The sequence below is a fragment of the Robertmurraya korlensis genome, from assembly GCF_023715225.1.
Classification (GTDB): Bacteria; Bacillota; Bacilli; order Bacillales; family Cytobacillaceae; genus Robertmurraya_A.
Map to the genome: position 1 here is coordinate 90,711 of NZ_JAMBNS010000007.1, position 18,381 is coordinate 109,091.

Here is an 18,381-nt window from a genome sequence, read left to right on the forward strand (position 1 = left end):
TTGAAGCTTCCTATAGTGAAAATATAATTTGATGTTTTTCCGTAAGACCATAAGTGCAAGAATGAGGAGGAAGAAGGAACATCATGTTGGTAAACTTGAGATATCATTATCATTAAAATGATTGTCAAGGAGGGATAATTTTAATGCGAGAAATCAATTTTTCTTTTGAAGAGATGTGGGAAAAAATTATTGCGTGTGATCATACTTACGATGGACTATTTTATACAGCAGTAAAAACAACGAAAATCTATTGCAGGCCATCTTGTCGTTCGAGAAAGCCGAAAAAATGTAATGTTGAATTTTATGTAGACATGAAAAAAGTAGAACAGGCTGGCTTTCGGCCGTGTAAAAGATGTAAGCCGGATGCACCTCTTTCTCCAAACGCTGAATTGATAACAAAGGTGATTTCCTTTTTAGTTACTCATTATAAGGAACCGTTACTACTGGATGATGTGGCAAGTCATGTGGGAGTGAGTTCTTTCTATATTAATCGGTTATTCAAGAAGGAAATAGCGGAAACTCCTAGGTCCTATCTGGAAAAAATACGAGTTGATAAGGCAGCACATCTTTTAAAATTTTCGGATCAAACAAATTTAGAGATTTGTTATGAGATAGGCTTCCAAAGCTCCTCTAATTTTTACAAAGCATTTCGAAAGGTAAAGGGCTGTTCCCCTAGTGAATATCGGTTAGCAAGTAAGGAGGAACAGATCAGATGAAGTGGGTCAATCATGAGTCACATGTTGAAATTTACCCTCCCAAGGAATTCAAGTTTACTGAGTGCTTAGTGTTTTTAGGACGGTCACAAGAAGAAGTTCTCCATCGAATAAAAGATCATTATTTATATAAGTTGCTACTAATTCAAGAAGAAATGATTTTAGTTAAGATTTTAGAAGCTGAAGGCATAATAAAAGTTGAATTTCCGATAGTTGCACCAAATAATAGCAAACGAATACAGGTTGTCAATTACATTGAAGAGTGGTTTGATTTCCATTCAGATCTAGAGGGATTTTATCAAATGGCCAATGAGGATCAACTATTAAAGAGAATGGCAGAGAAATATTATGGGTTGCGAATGGTAGGTATTCCTGACTTATTCGAAGCTCTTACTTGGGCCATTATGGGGCAACAAATCAATTTACCATTTGCTTACTTACTAAAAAAACGTTTTGTTGAGAGTTACGGAAATAGTCTAACTTTTGAAGGAGAAACGTATTGGATATATCCTACATATAAAGAGATTGCAAAGGTAAGGGTAGAGGACCTAAGAAATCTTCAATTTACGACTAGAAAAGCTGAATATATCATAGGAATTGCAAAGATTATGGTAAGCGGTGAAATAACAAAAGAAAAGTTGAAGCATCTGGAGTATCATGAACTACACAACCAGTTAATGAAAATCAGGGGAGTAGGGGCATGGACCGCGGCCTATGTAATGATGAAATGCTTTCACCAACATTCTTCGTTTCCGATTGCAGACGTAGGACTACATAATGCATTAAAGCTCCAATTAGGATTAGAGAATAAACCAAGGATACATGAAATTAAAGTAATGGCGACAAATTGGGAAGGTTGGCAGTCGTATGCAACTTTCTATTTATGGAGGTCTCTTTATGACTAACAGATATATAATCGATTATCAGTCACCAATAGGTGTATTAGAAATAATCGGTTCAATGGATGAGATTTATTCCATCATGTTCGTAGATCGGGACCAGATTCAACATACCATTAAAGAGGAAACCCCTATAGTATTAATAGATTGTTTGAAGCAAATCCATGAATATTTCAAGGGGGCACGCCAAGTATTCACTGTTCCTTATAAATTAGAGGGAACAGAATTTCAGCAAACAGTGTGGAAGGCATTAGCCAATATCCCGTTTGGTGATACAGATACTTATAAGGAACTTGCTATTAGGATTAACAATGAGAAAGCAATTAGAGCAGTTGGTCATGCAAATAGTAGAAATAAGTTAAGTATTGTCATCCCATGCCATCGAATCATTGGGTCTAGTGGTAAACTCACAGGATATGCAGGTGGATTGTGGCGGAAGGAATGGTTGCTTCAACATGAACATGAAGTATTTATGGAGAAAAATTAATCGGGAGCTATTAACACAAAGGTGATAGAGCTTTTTATTTCTATTAATAGAATTTAAAGAGGGACAAACCATTTCCATGCAAAACAGTGGAATTGTCCAACTAGGTAAGAAAATTAGTTTTTAAATAACTGAATAATATGAGTAATAATCCTATTAATATCATTAATTAATAGGATTTTTTAATGTCTACTCTATCGAGAAGATTTGAATAGGCACTTATTATGCGCCTTATTTTTCCTAATGTGGACAAGCGCCGACGCAAGCTCTCTCTCCTCTTCATATATCAGTAAAAGAATGAATATGATAGGAGGGAATTTGATTGTTCGGGTATTCAATGGTCCAAATGGTAAGAGCGCATGCGGATAAGTTGGAGCGGCCATTAAGGGAACAAATATTAAACTTGTATAAACCCTTTAAGTGGACGCCTTGCTTTTTGCATAACATGTTTGAAGGGATGTTAAAGATAGGTAGAAAGTACTCGGTGATTATTGAATTTCAGGAAGGCTGTTACGATGCTGGGTGTAAAGAAGTAGATGAAGTGATGAATCATCATATGAGAAACAAAATTAAGAGTCATTTTCCTAGAGTTTCCTGCTGTAGTGCTGATATAACTCCTAGTGGTTTAGAGGAAATGCTCAATAGTTGTCATCATATTAAAAGAGTGTATCTCAATAGTGAGGTAAAGGCTTTTCTTAATGTAGCAGTACCCTCGGCTAATGCTCAAAATATTGTTAGAAACGGGACAACATTAACTGGTAATGGTGTGAAAATTGCCATCATAGATACAGGAATCTATCCACATCCAGATCTTTCAGGGAGAATTACAGATTTTGTTGACTTTATCAATAATCGAACAGAAGCCTACGACGATAATGGTCATGGTACTCACTGTGCAGGAGATGCTGCTTCTGCCTCTGTCAATTATGGGGGGCCTGCTCCAAGGGCCAATTTGGTAGGGGTAAAGGTACTAGATAAATTGGGGTCAGGTTCACTTGAAACCGTGATGCAAGGGGTGGACTGGTGTATTCAATATAACGAAAATAACCCAAATAATAAAATCGATATCATCAGTATGTCGTTAGGAAGTACCGCACAAAAATACCGTTCTGAAGATGATGATCCAATGGTTAAGATGGTAGAGTCAGCGTGGGCCTCTGGGATCGTTGTTTGTGTGGCGGCTGGGAATGAAGGGCCAGAAAAAGGTACAATTGCTAGTCCTGGATTAAGTGATAAAGTCATAACGGTAGGTGCGCTTGATGATCGGAATACTGTAGAGAGAAACGACGATGATGTTGCGAGCTTCTCTAGTCGTGGTCCAACCATCTATGGAGGAGTAAAACCAGATATATTAGCACCTGGAGTCAATATCGTTTCATTGCGATCGCCTAATTCCTATTTAGATAAATTGCAAAAAAGCAGCCGAGTAGAAAATGACTATACTACTTTATCGGGTACTTCAATGGCCACGCCCATTTGTGCAGGGGTTGTTGCGTTAATGAAAGAGGCAAATCCTAATTTAACACCTGATCAAGTCAAAAAATTATTAATGTCTAACACAGATGTTTGGCGGGATCGAGATAAGAATATTTATGGTTCAGGTTATATAAACGCAGAAGAATCCGTTCCTCAATAATAATAAGTAGAGCTTCCTTATATAGGGGAGCTCTTATTTGTATTGAATAGTTGGAAAAAATGTAATTGACATTGATAATCATTATCGATTATATTTATTTTAGTAATAATGATAATCATTTTCAATTAGAGGAGGAGAACAGTGAAAATATTTATTGGCTATGTAAGTATGTCTGGTAATACAGAGGATATGGCAAATATTTTGAAGGAAACTCTTCTTGAATGTGGATGTGAGATAGATCTACTTGATTTAGAAACAGTAGATCTACATTCTTTAAACAGCTACGATTGCCTCTTCTTTGGTGCGTACACCTGGGGAGATGGGGATCTCCCATATGAGGTCGAAGAGTTTTTCGATGATCTCAAAAAACTAAATTTAAATGGAGTAAAGGCGGCTTGCTTTGGGTCAGGTGATACGCTTTATCCTAAGTTTTGCATGGCCGTGGATATTATGGCAGCATCACTGCAGGAACAGGGATGTGATGTGTTCGAGGGAAAATTAAAGGTTGAACTAAGCCCGGATGAAGACGAGGAAGTAGACGAATGCAGACAGTTTGCGAAGCTAGTATATCAATGGGCGAATAAGGGGGAGAAGCTTACATATGTTTGAAAAAGGGTCTACTGCAGTTTTATCCACCTCTAGATTACCGTTTATTGTAGCTGTGAAAAATGCAGGTCTATACTCTTTTGAAAAAGGTGAATGGCTCTTGCAGTATCCCCTTTCACACAGTATTTATAAACTAGTATGTATTTCTCCATATATTTTTGGAATAGGAGACAATGGGCTAATTGTTCGTTATAACCCTTATAACAATAAATGGACACATACATTTTTCCCAACACCACAACGACTTTGGGACATCACAGGGAATGAGTCAGGTCTTATTATTACCCATGGAGGAAGCAAGCTTTATATTTCATATAACTTTGGTTCCAACTGGTCTGTTATCCATCCTTTTAAAGAATTGTCGATTAAACCATTTATCCGCTCGTTATTTTTGGATAAAGGACACTTATACATGGGGACTCAAATAAATAGAGAATCAGGTGGCCTATGGAGTTATTCTTTGGAAAGTGGGGCATTAACTCTTGTAAAAAAAGAATTAGACTCCATGATTTCTTCTATTTATATAGATAGCGAGAATTGTATCCTTATTGCCAAAGGAAATGCGAGGTCTAAAGAGGGATCTATTGAGATGAAGTCACTTCATGGATCGAGGTGGAGGACATTCGAACAATCCAATGCTGAGAAGGCATTTCTAGATGTATTTAACGTAGGAAAGCACTTATATACAACTACAAGTCAGGATGAATATGGATTCTCTAGGATCTATGAGATTGACAAAAAGAAGAAAATTCTTTTACCGATTGAAACCATAGAAGGGCATGGTTTTAGGGGGGCAGGCTTTAAAGATGAATTGTTTATCAGTTCTCCCATTGAAAGCAAGTGGATTGATCGAAGCTATGAAATAAGAAAACTAGTTCATTAGGAGCGATAATAATGAAAATTGGTGTTATATACGCAAGTATGTCTGGAAATACAGAAGCGATCGCAGATATAATCGTTGAAAAACTAAAGGAGCATAACCATGAGGTAGATCTCAAGGATATGCTTAGCTTACCTGCTAGCGATTTCTTGAATTACGATCTCATCTTTATCGGAATGTATACTTGGGGAGATGGAGATTATCCAGATGAATGTCTAGATATTATTGAAGAAATAGAACAGTTACAATTAGAGGAGAAGCCATTTGCCTTATTCGGATCAGGAGATACATCCTATCCTGAATTCTGCGGTGCATTAGATAAACTTAAGGAATTAATTGAGAATCAGAACGGGGTATGCTTAGGAGAACCGTTAAGAATAGAATTTAATCCAAGCAAAGCAGATGAAGAAGAGATCAATCAGTTTGTCATGCAAGCATTAACTGTTTTTGAAAAAAGTAGTTAAAAGCATTAAGGAGTGGGTCTTGGTCAACCAGGCCCACTCTTTTTGTACTATAGAATAAAAAATTGCAGACGATACCAAAACAATGCTAGTGTTAACGCTTACATAACAATCTTCGACTTTTTATAATTAACTTGTAACCAAATGAGACAAATATTAAGGGGGAAACAAGATGAGAAAGTTTATGAAAACGATTTCTTTAATGCTAGCTTTTATGTTAGTCGCAGGTATGCTTGCTGCGTGTAACAGCGAGAGCAGCGGTGGTGGTAGCAGTAGTAAAAAAGTAAGTGTAGGAATCGTATTACCAACTAAAGATGAACCAAGATGGGTTCAAGACGAACAAAGATTCAAAGATGCTCTATCAGGCTCTGAATATACAACAGAAATCTTATTTAGCCAAGGCTCTTCTGCTAAGGAAAAAGAAAATGTAGAAACATTATTAAACAAAGGTATTGAAGTACTAATTATTAGCCCTCAAGATGGCGATGCAGCAGCGGCTGCTGTTGAAGCTGCGAAGAAGGACGGAGTTACCGTTATTGCTTACGACCGTTTAATTACAAACACAGATGCAGTAGATTACTATGTAACATTTGATAGTCTAGCTGTAGGTGCGGCTCAAGGTCAATATTTAATTGATTCTGCAGAAGGTTCAAATGTTCCATTGTACTTATATGCTGGTGCTGCTTCTGATAATAATGCATTCTTGTTCTTTGAAGGAGCTTGGAGCGTTCTTCAACCGAAGATTGCTGATGGAACATTTACCATCGCAAACTCAAGTGAAGCTGAGAAATTAAAGGATAAAGCTGAATTAACTCGTGATGAAATGAGTAAAATTCTTGGTCAAGTAACAACAAACTGGGATCCAAATGAAGCGAAAAACAAAGCTCAAACACACTTAACAGCGGTTGGTGCAGATATGAAGGGTGATGTGGCTATTCTTGCACCAAACGATGGTACAGCTCGTTCTATTGCAGACGTATTCTCTTCTGACGGAGAAGTTACTAGCTTTGTAGTAACAGGACAAGACGCAGAAAAAGCATCTATTCAATATGTAATCGATGGCAAACAATCAATGACAGTATTTAAGGATGTTCGTACCCTTGTTACGGATGCAATGGGAATGGCAGTTGATATCCTCGATGGAAAGACACCTGAAACAACGGGTAGCTATGATAACGGAGAAGTAGAAGTAAAAGCAAAACAAACAGATGTTATCGTTGTTGATGAGGAAAATGTGAAGAGTGAATTAATTGACTCAGGTTACTACGAAGCCAGTGAATTTACTGGACTTTAAAAAATAAACAGAGTTGTTGCGAAAATAGTGGTAGAGGGGTCTATCACTATTTCGCAATTGTAGCAGTTGTCTTGTAAAGGGGGCATACAAATGAGTGAGTATATTTTGGAGATGAAACAAATCTCCAAGAATTTTTCAGGAGTAAAGGCACTAAGCGATGTGAATTTCAAGGTGGAAAAAGGTGAGATTCATTGTCTAATAGGTGAAAACGGTGCAGGAAAGTCGACATTGATGAAGGTGCTAAGCGGGGTGTATCCATATGGTTCCTACGATGGAGATATTCTTTATGAAGGAAATGTACAACAGTTTAACAAGATTAGTGACAGCGTAAAAACAGGAATTGTTATTATATATCAGGAGCTGGCTTTATTTCCTGACCTAACTGTATATGAAAATATTTTTGCTGGCAATGAAGTGAAAAACGGTGGCATTGTGGACTGGAATAAAACCATTGCTGAAGCGAAAAAAATGCTGAACAAGGTGAAGCTAGATGTTAATCCGGATACACTCATTAAAGATTTAGGGGTAGGAAAACGTCAGCTAGTCGAAATCGCAAAAGCTCTAAGCAAGGATGTTAAATTGCTGATTCTCGACGAACCGACCGCAGCACTGAATGAAGATGATAGTGAAAACCTGCTTGAGTTATTACGTGAACTTAAGAACCAAGGAATTACGTGTATCATGATTTCCCATAAGTTAAAGGAAGTCATTTCCATCGCTGATAAAGCAACCGTTCTCCGGGATGGCCAGACGATTTGTACATTGGATGCGGCAAAAGGAGAAATCAATGAAAGTACGATTATTAAGAACATGGTTGGCCGAGCGATAGAAGATATTTATCCGAAAAGAGAAAAGCAAGCATTCGGTGGGAAAATTCTTGAATTGTATAATTGGTCCGCCTATGATCCTCAATTAGGTAGACAAGTCGTGAAAAATGTAGATCTACATGTGAAAAAAGGTGAAATTGTAGGAATTGCAGGACTTATGGGTTCTGGACGTACAGAACTTGCACTAAGTATTTTTGGCAATGCAAAGTCCTATAAGGTAGAGGGAGATTTAGTAATAGCAGGAATCTCAAAAATGCTTAAGCATCCAAGTGATGCGATAAAAGCAGGAATTGCTTATGTGACCGAGGACAGAAAGGGCGATGGATTGTTTTTAATCCAAGATATTAAAAGCAATATATCAGCAGCAAATCTAAAAGGAATTTCCTCAAATGGCATGATTAATGACAATGAAGAAATTAAGATTGCAGACCATTATAAAAAATCATTAACGATAAAGGCTTCTTCCTTAGAACAATTAGTTGGTAACTTGAGTGGAGGGAACCAGCAAAAGGTGTCTTTAGGAAAATGGCTGTTTGTTGGACCCAAGCTGTTAATTCTTGATGAGCCTACACGAGGAATAGATGTGGGTGCAAAATTTGAAATTTATACGGTTATGAACGAGTTAATTAAACAAGGCATGAGTATCATTATGATTTCATCCGAGCTTGGTGAAGTATTAGGTATGAGCGATCGAGTGTATGTAATGGCTCAAGGTGAAATAAAAGGTGAGTTGTCGATAGATGAAGCAAACCAAGAAAATATTATGCAGCTTGCTACGCAATAGGAGGTTAATACAATGAGTCTATATAAAGAAGCAAAAACATTAATCAGTGAGAATATTCGTGACTATGGCATGTATATTGCCCTTTTTGTGATCATTCTTACCTTCTCATTTATGACGGACGGATTATTTATGTCCTCCCGTAATATTAGTAATTTACTAGATTCTGCTGGCTATATAGCAGTTTTAGCAGTTGGTATGACCCTCGTTATTGTCATAAGACATATTGATTTATCTGTCGGGTATGTAGCCGGTTTCCTTGGAGCAATTGCTGCTATCCTTCTCACTCAAGCCGGAGTATCTATGTATATTACGATCCCAATCATTCTTATTTTAGGAATCGTTGTTGGTTTGTTTAATGGTTTCCTTGTTGCACAAATTGGAATACCTTCATTTGTTGCTACATTAGCCGGAATGCTAATCTTTAGAGGAGCCCTGCTACAGGTAACAGAAAAAACCGGAACCATTATCATTCAGGATGACAAGTTCAATGCAATTGGTAACGGATATATTCCTTCTCTTCTCCAAGTAAACGGTCTTCATTTACTTTCCTTAATTGTTGGATTAGTAGGAATCTTATTGTATATATACAGTGAAATCTCAACCCGAAGAAATAAGGTTAAGTATGAATTTGAAGTAGTCTCTAAAGGAATCTTTATTTTAAAGTTGATTTTTATTTCAGGGATCATTGCCTATCTAACATGGATATTAGCTGGATATAACGGATTTTCATGGACGGTTATGATTATTTTACTCGTAGTCATTGTTTATCATTTCTTAACAACTAAGACCGTGCTTGGTAGACATATCTATGCAGTCGGTAGTAACCCAGAAGCAGCCCATCTTAGTGGGATGAATGTAAAGAAAATTACGTATATGGTTTTCGGATCAATGGGAATGCTAGCAGCTCTTTCTGGAATTCTATTTACTTCTCGCTTGCAGTCCGCGACAACAACTGCAGGGACTTTGTTTGAACTTGATGCCATTGCAGCTGCATATGTTGGTGGAGTTTCTGCTGCAGGTGGAGTTGGAAAAGTAACGGGAGCCATTATTGGGGCGATTGTTATGGCTTCTTTATCTAATGGGATGAACCTACTAGGAGTTGGTATTTCTTATCAATATATTATCCGAGGCGGTGTACTAGCCTTAGCTGTAATTTTTGACGTAATGACTAGAAAAAAACGATAGATACGTAGAAGAGGGATTACAAAGGGTAGTCCCTCTATCTCTCTATATTGGCAGTAATTCCTCACTCCTTTCCCACCTATAAAATAAATCCAAAAAAAGTTTGAAATCCCAACTAAATATTTGAAGAATGGTAAGTAGATGATATGATGAGAGTAGTTTACTAGATGTGGAAGGGGGATCAATCAATTGCGAAAAACTAGTATATTTTTACTATCCCTTACTTTCATTATCCTTTGCTATTTTACTTTTATATCTGCAAAAAAAGTTTTTCGCTCGGATTGGCAGCTAGCTCAAGAAACAAATCAAAATGTAGACCAGCATCGTCTGGTCTTAATTACACAAGATATGGAAACATCCTTCTGGGATCAGGTAGAGAGTGGTGCTCGAAAGCAAGCCTTGAAGGAAGGGGCAAGTTTAGAGGTTTGGGGTAGCTACGGAAACAATCAGGAGGATTTTTTAGAGAAAATCGAAATCGCTCTTTATTCAAAAGTCGATGGAATCATAGTACAAGGTTTAGATAACGCAGAGTTTAAAGAGCTAACAAAAATTAAAGCATCGTTCTATGGAATTCCTATCATTACTGTAGCAAATGATGTTCCCATGTCAGAGAGCTTTAGAAGAACTTTTGTTGGTTCTGATCAGTATCAAGCAGGAAGAATGCTAGCAAATGAACTAACGAAAGAAATGGGTACATCAGGCACCGTGGTATTAATGTACGATAGTGAGCATGAATATTATCAGACACAAAGATTAAGCGGAATACAAGATGTTTTACATATGTATCCAAATATAAAAACAGTGCTTGCTCAAACATCCGAAACAAGAGAGCAAGTTCTTACCACTACTCAGGATGTGATGAATCGTAATCCAGATGTGGATGCTTTTATCGCTGTTAATGCAAATTTTGCTGCGGGAATGGTTCAGGAGATTGGTAAGCGCTCTCAAGTAGAGCCCTATTTCATCTATTCTTTTGACGATGCTCCGGAAACGTTAACTCTATTGAAGGAAGAAAAACTGGACGGGATGGTTAAGCAATCACCCGAGATGATGGGAGAAAATAGCGTTCAATTGATCATGGAGTGGTTAAATGGTGATACGGTTCCTCTTAATACAGACGGGTATTTTACAGATATTCATTTTTTGAAAGCGGTAGACGTACAATGAACAGTATTCAGAAAAAAATTCTTACGTTAACAACAGTGGTTCTTGTGATTATGTCTGTAATTTGGGTAGCGCTTACTTATTATAATCATAAAACGCAAAATCAATATAACGAAATTCTCCAACGATATTTAAGTCTGAACGAAGTAACGAGTGCAAGCCAGCAAGTAATCACCGATCTTAATAACTATATGCTAAAGCCTACCTCAGAAAATCTAGAACTGCTCGAGCATAGTGAAGAAAAATTAATAGAAGCAAAATTAGATGTAGATTCACTGAGGAACCCTGAGAACAATTTCACTTTGTCCAATTATATTAATCTCATTGAGAGTCTTCAAGAAACCACAGACAGATTTCTATTATATTTTTCAGAAAAAGATACGGAGGCCTCCACCAAGGAATTTACGGAGGCGATGAATATTTCTAATTATATTTCTGAGATGACTTTAACCATACTTGATACCGAATTAAAGACCCATGACAAGTTTTATCGAAGCATCATCGAACGATCCGGAGAGGTTATTAAGCTAGGTATCTGGTTGTTGCTGTTAATCACGTTTGTACTGATTCTTATTACGTATTGGTTTTCATTAGGGATTACGAGACCTGTCCTTAAGTTAACTCAAGCAGCCAACGAGCTATCAAATGGTAAATTTGATGTTGAAATCAATGTCGAAACAAATGATGAGATCGCCTTTCTTGCTAGAACCTTTGACCGAATGCGCAACAATATTAATAACCTAATCTCGGAAATTAAGAATAAGGCGCAGCTGGAACGGGAACTTCAAGAGAATAAGATTTTATTGCAAGAAAGTCAATTTCGAAGTCTGCAGAGCCAGATCAATCCGCATTTTTTATTTAACACTCTCAATACACTTTCGAAGAAGGCCTATTTAGAGGGCTCTGAAGAAACTAGTGATTTACTCGTCAGTGTTGCAGGGTTGCTTCGGTATAATTTAAAGCAAATTGATCGATCAGTAACCTTATTTGAGGAGGTTGCTGTATTAAAACAATATATGGATATTCAAAAGGCAAGATTTACTGAACGCTTAAAATTTTACGTCGATGTAGATGAAGATTGCCTATTTGTACGTATTCCAGCCCTCACTCTTCAACCTATCATTGAAAATGCAGTCATTCATGCCATTGAGCCGAGAGAAGAAGGCGGTATCATATGGTTTCGAGTGAAGGATGGAGAAGAGAAGATTACAATTGAAATTGAAGACGATGGAAAAGGGATGGATCAAGAGAAAATCCAGCAAATCCTCGAAGAGAACCAGATGGAAACAGAAGGCCATTCTACAGGAATTGGATTCAGCAATGTCGTAAAGAGACTGCGTTTATTTTACGGTTATGATCATGTGATTAATATCTTTAGTGATAAAGGAAATGGGACGAAGGTTGTATTATCTATACAAAAGGAAGGGGTGGAAAAAGGATGATCAAGCTCCTTATCGTAGATGATGAACAAATAGAAAGGGAAGGTATGCAAGCTATTTTAGAAAAAACCTACCCTGATCATGTTATCAGACAAGCGAAAAATGGAAAATTGGCTATTCAAATGGCAACAGAGTTTCAACCTGATGTGATATTTATGGATATCAAGATGCCGGGAATGAATGGACTTGAGGCAGTGGAACAGATCAGTGCGAATCATCCGCATATCAAATTTATTATGGTGACCGCCTACGATACTTTTGATTATATGCGTCAAGCTATTAAACTAGGGGTGAAGGATTATTTACTAAAGCCTAGTAAAGCAAGTGACATTGTCATAACGGTAGGAAAGGTTCTCAAACAGATTGAAGAAGAACGAAAAACTCTTGCATTAAGTCAGTATCAGCAAAGTGCACTACAAAAAACACTAAGTCTCGTTGAAACAGATGTGGTAACACAATTATTGTTTGATCACGTTCACGAAGTTCATGTAGATATGCTCATGGAGATGCTTGATATTCCATCAACAAATGAAATGTTTGTGATGCTTGTGATGATTCCTACAGGGGCAGAGCATGTATATTCAAAAGTAAAAGAGAAAGTAAGACAAACAAAGAGTGGATGGGTAGGAGCGCTCTACGGGAACCAGCTTCCAGTTATTGTTTTTAGACAGCCTGAGAAATCCTACCGTTCTCAAGCCACATCACTTGCACGAGAAATACTTTCCCTTTCTCAAGCACAACAAGGAACCGGATGGTTTATCGGTGTTGGTGAAGTGTGTTACTCACTAGACCACATCAAGCAATCGTATCAAGACGCACTTGTTGCGACGATGGATACAACCCTACCAATTAAGTACCGTTTCTATAAGGATATGTCAATTTTAGGGGATTCTAGTAATGGACAGCTTGCTCCACACCAGAAGAAAGAATTTTTTGATCAAATACGTCTTGGAAATTGGGATTATATCCGATTGAACGTTTTGAATATATTACAAGTATACGAGAAAGACGGGACAGAGTTGGTACAAACGCAACAACGGATGTTGGAGGTACTATGGATTGTATCTCGCGTTCTAAGTGAAATGGGAGTGGAAACAGATAGCCCACTATATTCTTCGCAAGCGACCGACTACCGTGAACTAAGATTAGAAACGATACAAATGCTAGATCGGATGCGGCAATCATATGTGAATCATTATGAAAAATTAGAATCAGATACCATTCAACAAATCAAACAATACATTATCGATCACTCGCACGAGGATATATCATTAGATGCGCTTGCGAGGAAAGTAGGACTCAGCCCAATTTACATCAGTAAGATGTTTAAAGAAAAACTGGGAATTAACTATATCGACTTTTTAACAGAATGTAGGATTGAAAAAGCAAAGAAATTAATGTGTGATCCAGATAAAAGTATAAAAGAAATTACCTTTGAAGTTGGTTATCATGATCCCAATTACTTCAGTAAGGTGTTTAAAAAAATGGTTGCGGTTTCACCAAATAAATACCGAAAGACACTTCTTGGTATTTAGCTTAGTCGGATAGGGGAGAGAGCAAATGGATCGGGGATTTTCAAATGCTAGATTGATTATGTTCACACTCACGCTAATCTTTTTTACATCTGCTTGCGAGAATGCATCTGAAACGAGAGCAACGACAGACTCTTCTGCAGTTGAAAAAAACAATTCTCCTGGTCAATCATCCGAGGAGGAAAAGATTAAGATTGGATTTTCTATGGATACATTAGAGGAAGAACGATGGTTAAGAGATCGAGAACTCTTTAAAGAAGCGGTTGAGAATCTAGGTGCAGAAGTAGAAATCATGGCTGCGAATGAAGATGATGCCAAGCAAATTTTACAAGCAGAAACACTAATCAGCCATGGAGTGGACCTTCTCGTTGTTGTCCCCAACAATGCAGAAGCAACCGCAGCGATTGTGAATAAAGCACATCTAGCAGGAATTAAGGTGATTTCCTATGACAGGCTAGTAAAAAATGCGGATATTGATATGTACATTTCCTTTGATAATGAACAAGTAGGTGAGCTTCAAGCAAAGGCCATTACAAAATTGGTGCCTAAAGGGAGGTATGTATTAATAGGAGGTGCTAGTACCGATTATAATGCTCATTTGTTGAAAAAAGGGGTGTTTAACGTACTACAGCCATACATAGACAGAGGAGACATAACAATTGTGTATGACCAATGGACTGAGAATTGGACTCCAACCAATGCATATAAGAACATGGAAGCAGCTTTAAAAGCTAGTAATAATCAAGTTGACGCAGTCATTGCAGCCAATGACGCAACAGCAGGTGGTGCGATCGAAGCTCTCAAAGCCCATGGCCTGGCAGGGAAAATACCTGTAAGTGGTCAAGATGCAGAGCTTGCAGCGGCCCAGCGAATTGTAAGTGGAACACAACACTTGACTGTGTACAAGCCACTGAACATGCTAGCAGAGAAGGCCGCTGAGCTAGCCGTTAAGCTGGCAAAGGGAGAAAGCATAGTTGCTGATAGAAAGATTAACAATGGAAAGATTGAAGTTCCATCTGTTTTATTAGCTCCTATTGCCGTAAATAAGAATAACCTGGACGAAACAATAATAAAAGATGGTTTTCATTCTAGGGAAGACGTTTATACACAAGACGAGTAAAGGATAAATGCCCTGCTTTGAAAAAAGCAGGGCATTGGTTTTTTAACACGCTAACTAATTATTTCAATGGTAGCTTGTCAGGGTTCATAATGATATACATTTCTTCAATTAAGTCGTCACATATATAGAAACTGATAATACTATGAATCTGATTTTTACTATAATTTATGATTGCGGGTTGACCGTTGACAGTATTCAATTCAGATGAAAGGTCTTCAGGAACCATTTTTATAATCCCATATAATAACGAAAGCACGCTAGGCTGTGAAGAGATGGGACGTACTGCAGCTTTAACCTTTCCTCCACCATCGGAATAAAGGGTAACATTCTTTGATAGCAGCTTTAATAATGTATCCATGTTTTGCATCTGAAACGCTTCAATAAAACGATTGATGATGGACTGGTTTTTCTCGTAGTCTAAGCTTTCTCCCTCAACACTTGCAATCTTTTGTTTGGCTCGACTGAAAACTTTTCGGCAGTTTTCTTCTTTCTTATCAATGATGTGGGAAATTTCGCTATACGAGAAATCAAAAACTTCTCTTAATAAGAGAATGGCTCGCTCGTTTGGTGATAAATGTTCCATCATCCGTAAGTAAGCCATGCTCAATCCTTCTCTTTTTAATAATACTTCAGCTGGATCGAGAGCCATTGATTGCAATATCAATGGCTCTGGATTCCATGGTCCGATATATGTTTCTCGTTTGTACTTTGATGACCTTAATACGTCAAGGCTACGATTCGTCATGATTTTACAAAGATAGGCTTTCTTGTTATCGATCTTCTCATCGTCTATTTGATATGCTTTTAAAAAGGTTTCTTGGACGATGTCTTCTGCATCAGCTACTGATCCTAACATACGATACCCTATTGAAAATAATAACGGTTTCAATTGTTTATACTCTTCATTACTGATCTGCACGAAATCACCTCTTTTCTTTTTGAATAATTTCCTCTGCTGCTTGTTTCCCGCTACAAGCTGCCCCCTCTGACAAGATATAATGCGGAGAGGCCCAATCTCCTGCTATATATAATCCAGGGATGTCAGTTTCAGAACGTTGGAAATATTTTTCGTGTCCAACTAGGGGAAGACGTTGATTTACAGTGATATTTGGAAGAAACCGACTTGTAACACAATAATCTGTCCATCCCGGCTGTATTGTTTCTAAAAATTGTTCTAGCTCGTTTCTTACCTTTATCGAATCAATGGAATCATCTGGGTGATAATATTTAAACACATGAACGATCGAGTGTTTACGATTCTCAGAGAGGGAGGCTACATTTGAATGTACGGAATAATAAAGGGAGTCATTCATGTCTAAAGCAAATAACTTCTGAGGGTGTGGGAGTTGAGATAAAGAAATATCTAAACTTGCACCTTTAACAGGTGTTAGTTGGGATAAATGATTATTTAATTTTCCATACTCGATTTCACCTAATAGTTTGGTGAGTTGAAGTGGTCCAGTTGAACTAATTACATATTTACATAAAACTTCCTCGTTATTTGAAAGAATAACTTTGAAATTATGATCCTCGGCTGGTATAACTTTTTTTACAGTAGAATGAGTTTCAATCTGCACACCTGCTATGACTGCTTTATTGTGGAGTTGGTCGATAATTGTTTGCCAACCGTCATGTAAATAGAGTACTCCGCCCAAGGAAATCTTAATGTGAGTCACGACTACTTTTGCGCTAACTTTTTCAGGACAATGACAGTAAGTTGAAAGCCTACCAAGTACATATAGAAGGGATTGGACGTTTATTGATTGAACAGCTTTCTCCACCCATTGTTGATAGGTTTGGTCAGCTAACGCTTGTGTATCGACTTGATGAATTTTTGATAAAATCAACATCCATTCTATCCGTTCCTTCCAATTAAGTAGACTTGTTGTAAGAAGGCCCCATGGATTAAAAGGAGCAAGATATTCTTTAGAGTTTTGAGTTACTATTCCTCCTAGCTTAGGTGAACCTCCTTCCAGTTTTATATCTAACTCTTCGAGAATGACTGCTGCTTTTCCTTTTTTATAAAGGGCATGAGGTCCCAAATTAAAAAAATCTTGTTTTATTTTCTCTGTTTGAGCTCTCCCTCCAACCTTGTTTCCCTTTTCAAGGATTAATATAGATAAATCACTTTTTGCTAAATAGTTTGCTGCTATATACCCCGCTAATCCTCCACCAATAATAACAACGTCCCAAATTTGTCTCATATCAAAAACCTCCTAGAGTTTTCATTTCATCAATCATGACGAGGAGGAGAGATTTTTGTGACATTAGTTTCAATAAAAAAGAGCAGTTGCTAAAATGTGCATCTGCCCTCTACTTATGGAGTTATCTCATCCCAAGGCTCAATTTGGGTGAAAATTCCGATTACTTCTCGATTGACACATGGTGTAAGGTTGGGTGGGTAAATGGAATGCTGTCGGCATTAGCAATAATATGAGCAAGGATTATTTGATTTCCAGGAACGGTTTCCTGAATGATTCTCATTTTACTTTCTGATGGTATAGTGGTCAGTAGGTCCATAGCAGTTGGCTTACCTTTAAGTTTATTTGTATAAGAATATCTTCAAGTTATCTTTATTATCAATGGTTGCAAGAAGAACATCATTTACACTGGTTTGATAGGAACTTTCTAGCTTCGAGGTGACCCATTCTTTACTTTTCCCAAGTTCTTTTAATTCTGAAGTGATTATGGAGCCTTCCTTAATTATGGTCCTAGGGTGTTCGAAAGGCTCAGTTTTTATTCCTAATGTTGAAGGGGTAATCGGTTGGTATTTGGGATCCAATAAAAAAGATATTTGACCATTTGCTTCCCAAGTAGCTAGGGCGACTTTTTTTACATCTTCTACTTGGCCTTCACGCAATTCTTCAAGTAGAACATCAAGGGATATTCTCGCCTTTTTCAACCCTTCATATATGATTTCCCCATCCTTTACAATCGTTACGGGTGAGTTATTCACTAGTCTTCTAAACCATGGCCATTTCAAAATCATATATACTCCGCAAATGTATAAGACCATTAATACAGTCGTTGTAATCATCGATCCTATTAGTCCAAGATGTTGGTCAGACAGTGGATGGGCAATGATATTTCCAATGACTAATGCAATAACAAAATCAAGAAGCCTTAATTGAGATATTGTTCGTTGAGTTAATACTCTAGCAACAATCAATAAAAATATAAAACCTACTACTGCTCGAAGAATCCACTCCATGCTAGTAAGGGTTTCTTGACTTTGATAAAAATCCATCACGAAAAACACATCCTTTATTCCGATCACTAAATGTTAGTTTACCTTTGGGGTGATTGAAATAATCTTACAATCGTATGGAATCGTGGATATTGACCGACTTATGGAAGATA

18 protein-coding genes are annotated in these 18,381 nt (G+C 37.5%); 14 read left to right on the forward strand and 4 right to left on the reverse strand.

Annotated elements, in window-relative coordinates; genetic code table 11:
- The first annotated feature begins 143 nt into the window (after positions 1–143).
- The 14 genes from M3175_RS13810 to xylF all read left to right on the forward strand — a co-directional run bounded on the left by M3175_RS13810 (position 144) and on the right by xylF (position 15,021).
- Positions 144–716, forward strand: coding sequence for a bifunctional transcriptional activator/DNA repair enzyme AdaA (locus M3175_RS13810; RefSeq protein WP_251519837.1), 573 nt, complete (start codon positions 144–146; stop codon positions 714–716).
- A complete protein-coding gene (locus M3175_RS13815; RefSeq protein WP_251519838.1) occupies positions 713–1,618 on the forward strand; it encodes a DNA-3-methyladenine glycosylase family protein in 906 nt (301 codons plus the stop codon). Before M3175_RS13810 ends, M3175_RS13815 begins: the two co-directional genes overlap by 4 nt.
- On the forward strand, positions 1,611–2,099 hold the full coding sequence (locus M3175_RS13820) for a methylated-DNA--[protein]-cysteine S-methyltransferase (protein WP_251519839.1): 489 nt from the start codon (positions 1,611–1,613) through the stop codon (positions 2,097–2,099). The genes M3175_RS13815 and M3175_RS13820 overlap by 8 nt, the downstream gene beginning before the upstream one ends.
- 319 nt (positions 2,100–2,418) lie before the next feature.
- Entirely contained in the window at positions 2,419–3,732 is a 1,314-nt protein-coding gene (locus tag M3175_RS13825) for a S8 family peptidase (protein WP_251519840.1), read from the forward strand.
- 141 nt (positions 3,733–3,873) lie between these two features.
- Complete coding sequence (locus M3175_RS13830; RefSeq protein ID WP_371321696.1) at positions 3,874–4,341, forward strand: flavodoxin; 468 nt, start codon at positions 3,874–3,876, stop codon at positions 4,339–4,341.
- Positions 4,334–5,221 carry a hypothetical protein gene (locus M3175_RS13835; RefSeq protein WP_251519841.1) on the forward strand — a complete coding sequence of 296 codons (888 nt, stop codon included), beginning with the start codon at positions 4,334–4,336 and terminating at the stop codon, positions 5,219–5,221. Before M3175_RS13830 ends, M3175_RS13835 begins: the two co-directional genes overlap by 8 nt.
- 11 nt (positions 5,222–5,232) lie before the next feature.
- A complete protein-coding gene (locus tag M3175_RS13840) occupies positions 5,233–5,682 on the forward strand; it encodes a flavodoxin (RefSeq protein ID WP_251519842.1) in 450 nt (149 codons plus the stop codon).
- A gap of 169 nt (positions 5,683–5,851) precedes the next feature.
- Positions 5,852–6,973, forward strand: coding sequence for a sugar ABC transporter substrate-binding protein (locus M3175_RS13845; RefSeq protein WP_251519843.1), 1,122 nt, complete (start codon positions 5,852–5,854; stop codon positions 6,971–6,973).
- 90 nt (positions 6,974–7,063) lie between these two features.
- Positions 7,064–8,584, forward strand: a complete 1,521-nt coding sequence (locus tag M3175_RS13850; protein WP_251519844.1) for an ATP-binding cassette domain-containing protein — start codon at positions 7,064–7,066, stop codon at positions 8,582–8,584.
- A gap of 12 nt (positions 8,585–8,596) precedes the next feature.
- Complete coding sequence (locus M3175_RS13855) at positions 8,597–9,769, forward strand: sugar ABC transporter permease (RefSeq protein ID WP_251519845.1); 1,173 nt, start codon at positions 8,597–8,599, stop codon at positions 9,767–9,769.
- A gap of 186 nt (positions 9,770–9,955) precedes the next feature.
- Positions 9,956–10,933, forward strand: a complete 978-nt coding sequence (locus M3175_RS13860) for a sugar ABC transporter substrate-binding protein (RefSeq protein WP_251519846.1) — start codon at positions 9,956–9,958, stop codon at positions 10,931–10,933.
- Positions 10,930–12,372 carry a sensor histidine kinase gene (locus tag M3175_RS13865; protein WP_251519847.1) on the forward strand — a complete coding sequence of 481 codons (1,443 nt, stop codon included), beginning with the start codon at positions 10,930–10,932 and terminating at the stop codon, positions 12,370–12,372. Before M3175_RS13860 ends, M3175_RS13865 begins: the two co-directional genes overlap by 4 nt.
- Positions 12,369–13,904 carry a response regulator gene (locus M3175_RS13870; RefSeq protein WP_251519848.1) on the forward strand — a complete coding sequence of 512 codons (1,536 nt, stop codon included), beginning with the start codon at positions 12,369–12,371 and terminating at the stop codon, positions 13,902–13,904. Before M3175_RS13865 ends, M3175_RS13870 begins: the two co-directional genes overlap by 4 nt.
- 25 nt (positions 13,905–13,929) lie before the next feature.
- Positions 13,930–15,021: a D-xylose ABC transporter substrate-binding protein gene (gene xylF / locus M3175_RS13875; RefSeq protein WP_251519849.1), complete on the forward strand. Its 1,092-nt coding sequence runs from the start codon at positions 13,930–13,932 to the stop codon at positions 15,019–15,021.
- 58 nt (positions 15,022–15,079) lie between these two features.
- Here the strand turns inward: xylF and M3175_RS13880 are convergent, their stop codons facing one another.
- The 4 genes from M3175_RS13880 to M3175_RS13890 all read right to left on the reverse strand — a co-directional run bounded on the left by M3175_RS13880 (position 15,080) and on the right by M3175_RS13890 (position 18,268).
- Positions 15,080–15,940, reverse strand: a complete 861-nt coding sequence (locus M3175_RS13880; RefSeq protein WP_251519850.1) for an RNA polymerase sigma-70 factor — start codon at positions 15,938–15,940, stop codon at positions 15,080–15,082.
- Positions 15,941–15,944: 4 nt separating this feature from the next.
- Complete coding sequence (locus tag M3175_RS13885; protein WP_251519851.1) at positions 15,945–17,225, reverse strand: phytoene desaturase family protein; 1,281 nt, start codon at positions 17,223–17,225, stop codon at positions 15,945–15,947.
- 113 nt (positions 17,226–17,338) lie between these two features.
- Positions 17,339–17,428: a hypothetical protein gene (locus M3175_RS25160; protein ID WP_371321697.1), complete on the reverse strand. Its 90-nt coding sequence runs from the start codon at positions 17,426–17,428 to the stop codon at positions 17,339–17,341.
- A 135-nt stretch (positions 17,429–17,563) separates the two neighbouring features.
- The gene (locus M3175_RS13890; RefSeq protein WP_251519852.1) at positions 17,564–18,268 is read right to left on the reverse strand and encodes a DUF421 domain-containing protein; all 705 of its coding nucleotides are present in this window, start codon (positions 18,266–18,268) and stop codon (positions 17,564–17,566) included.
- Positions 18,269–18,381: the final 113 nt, after the last annotated feature.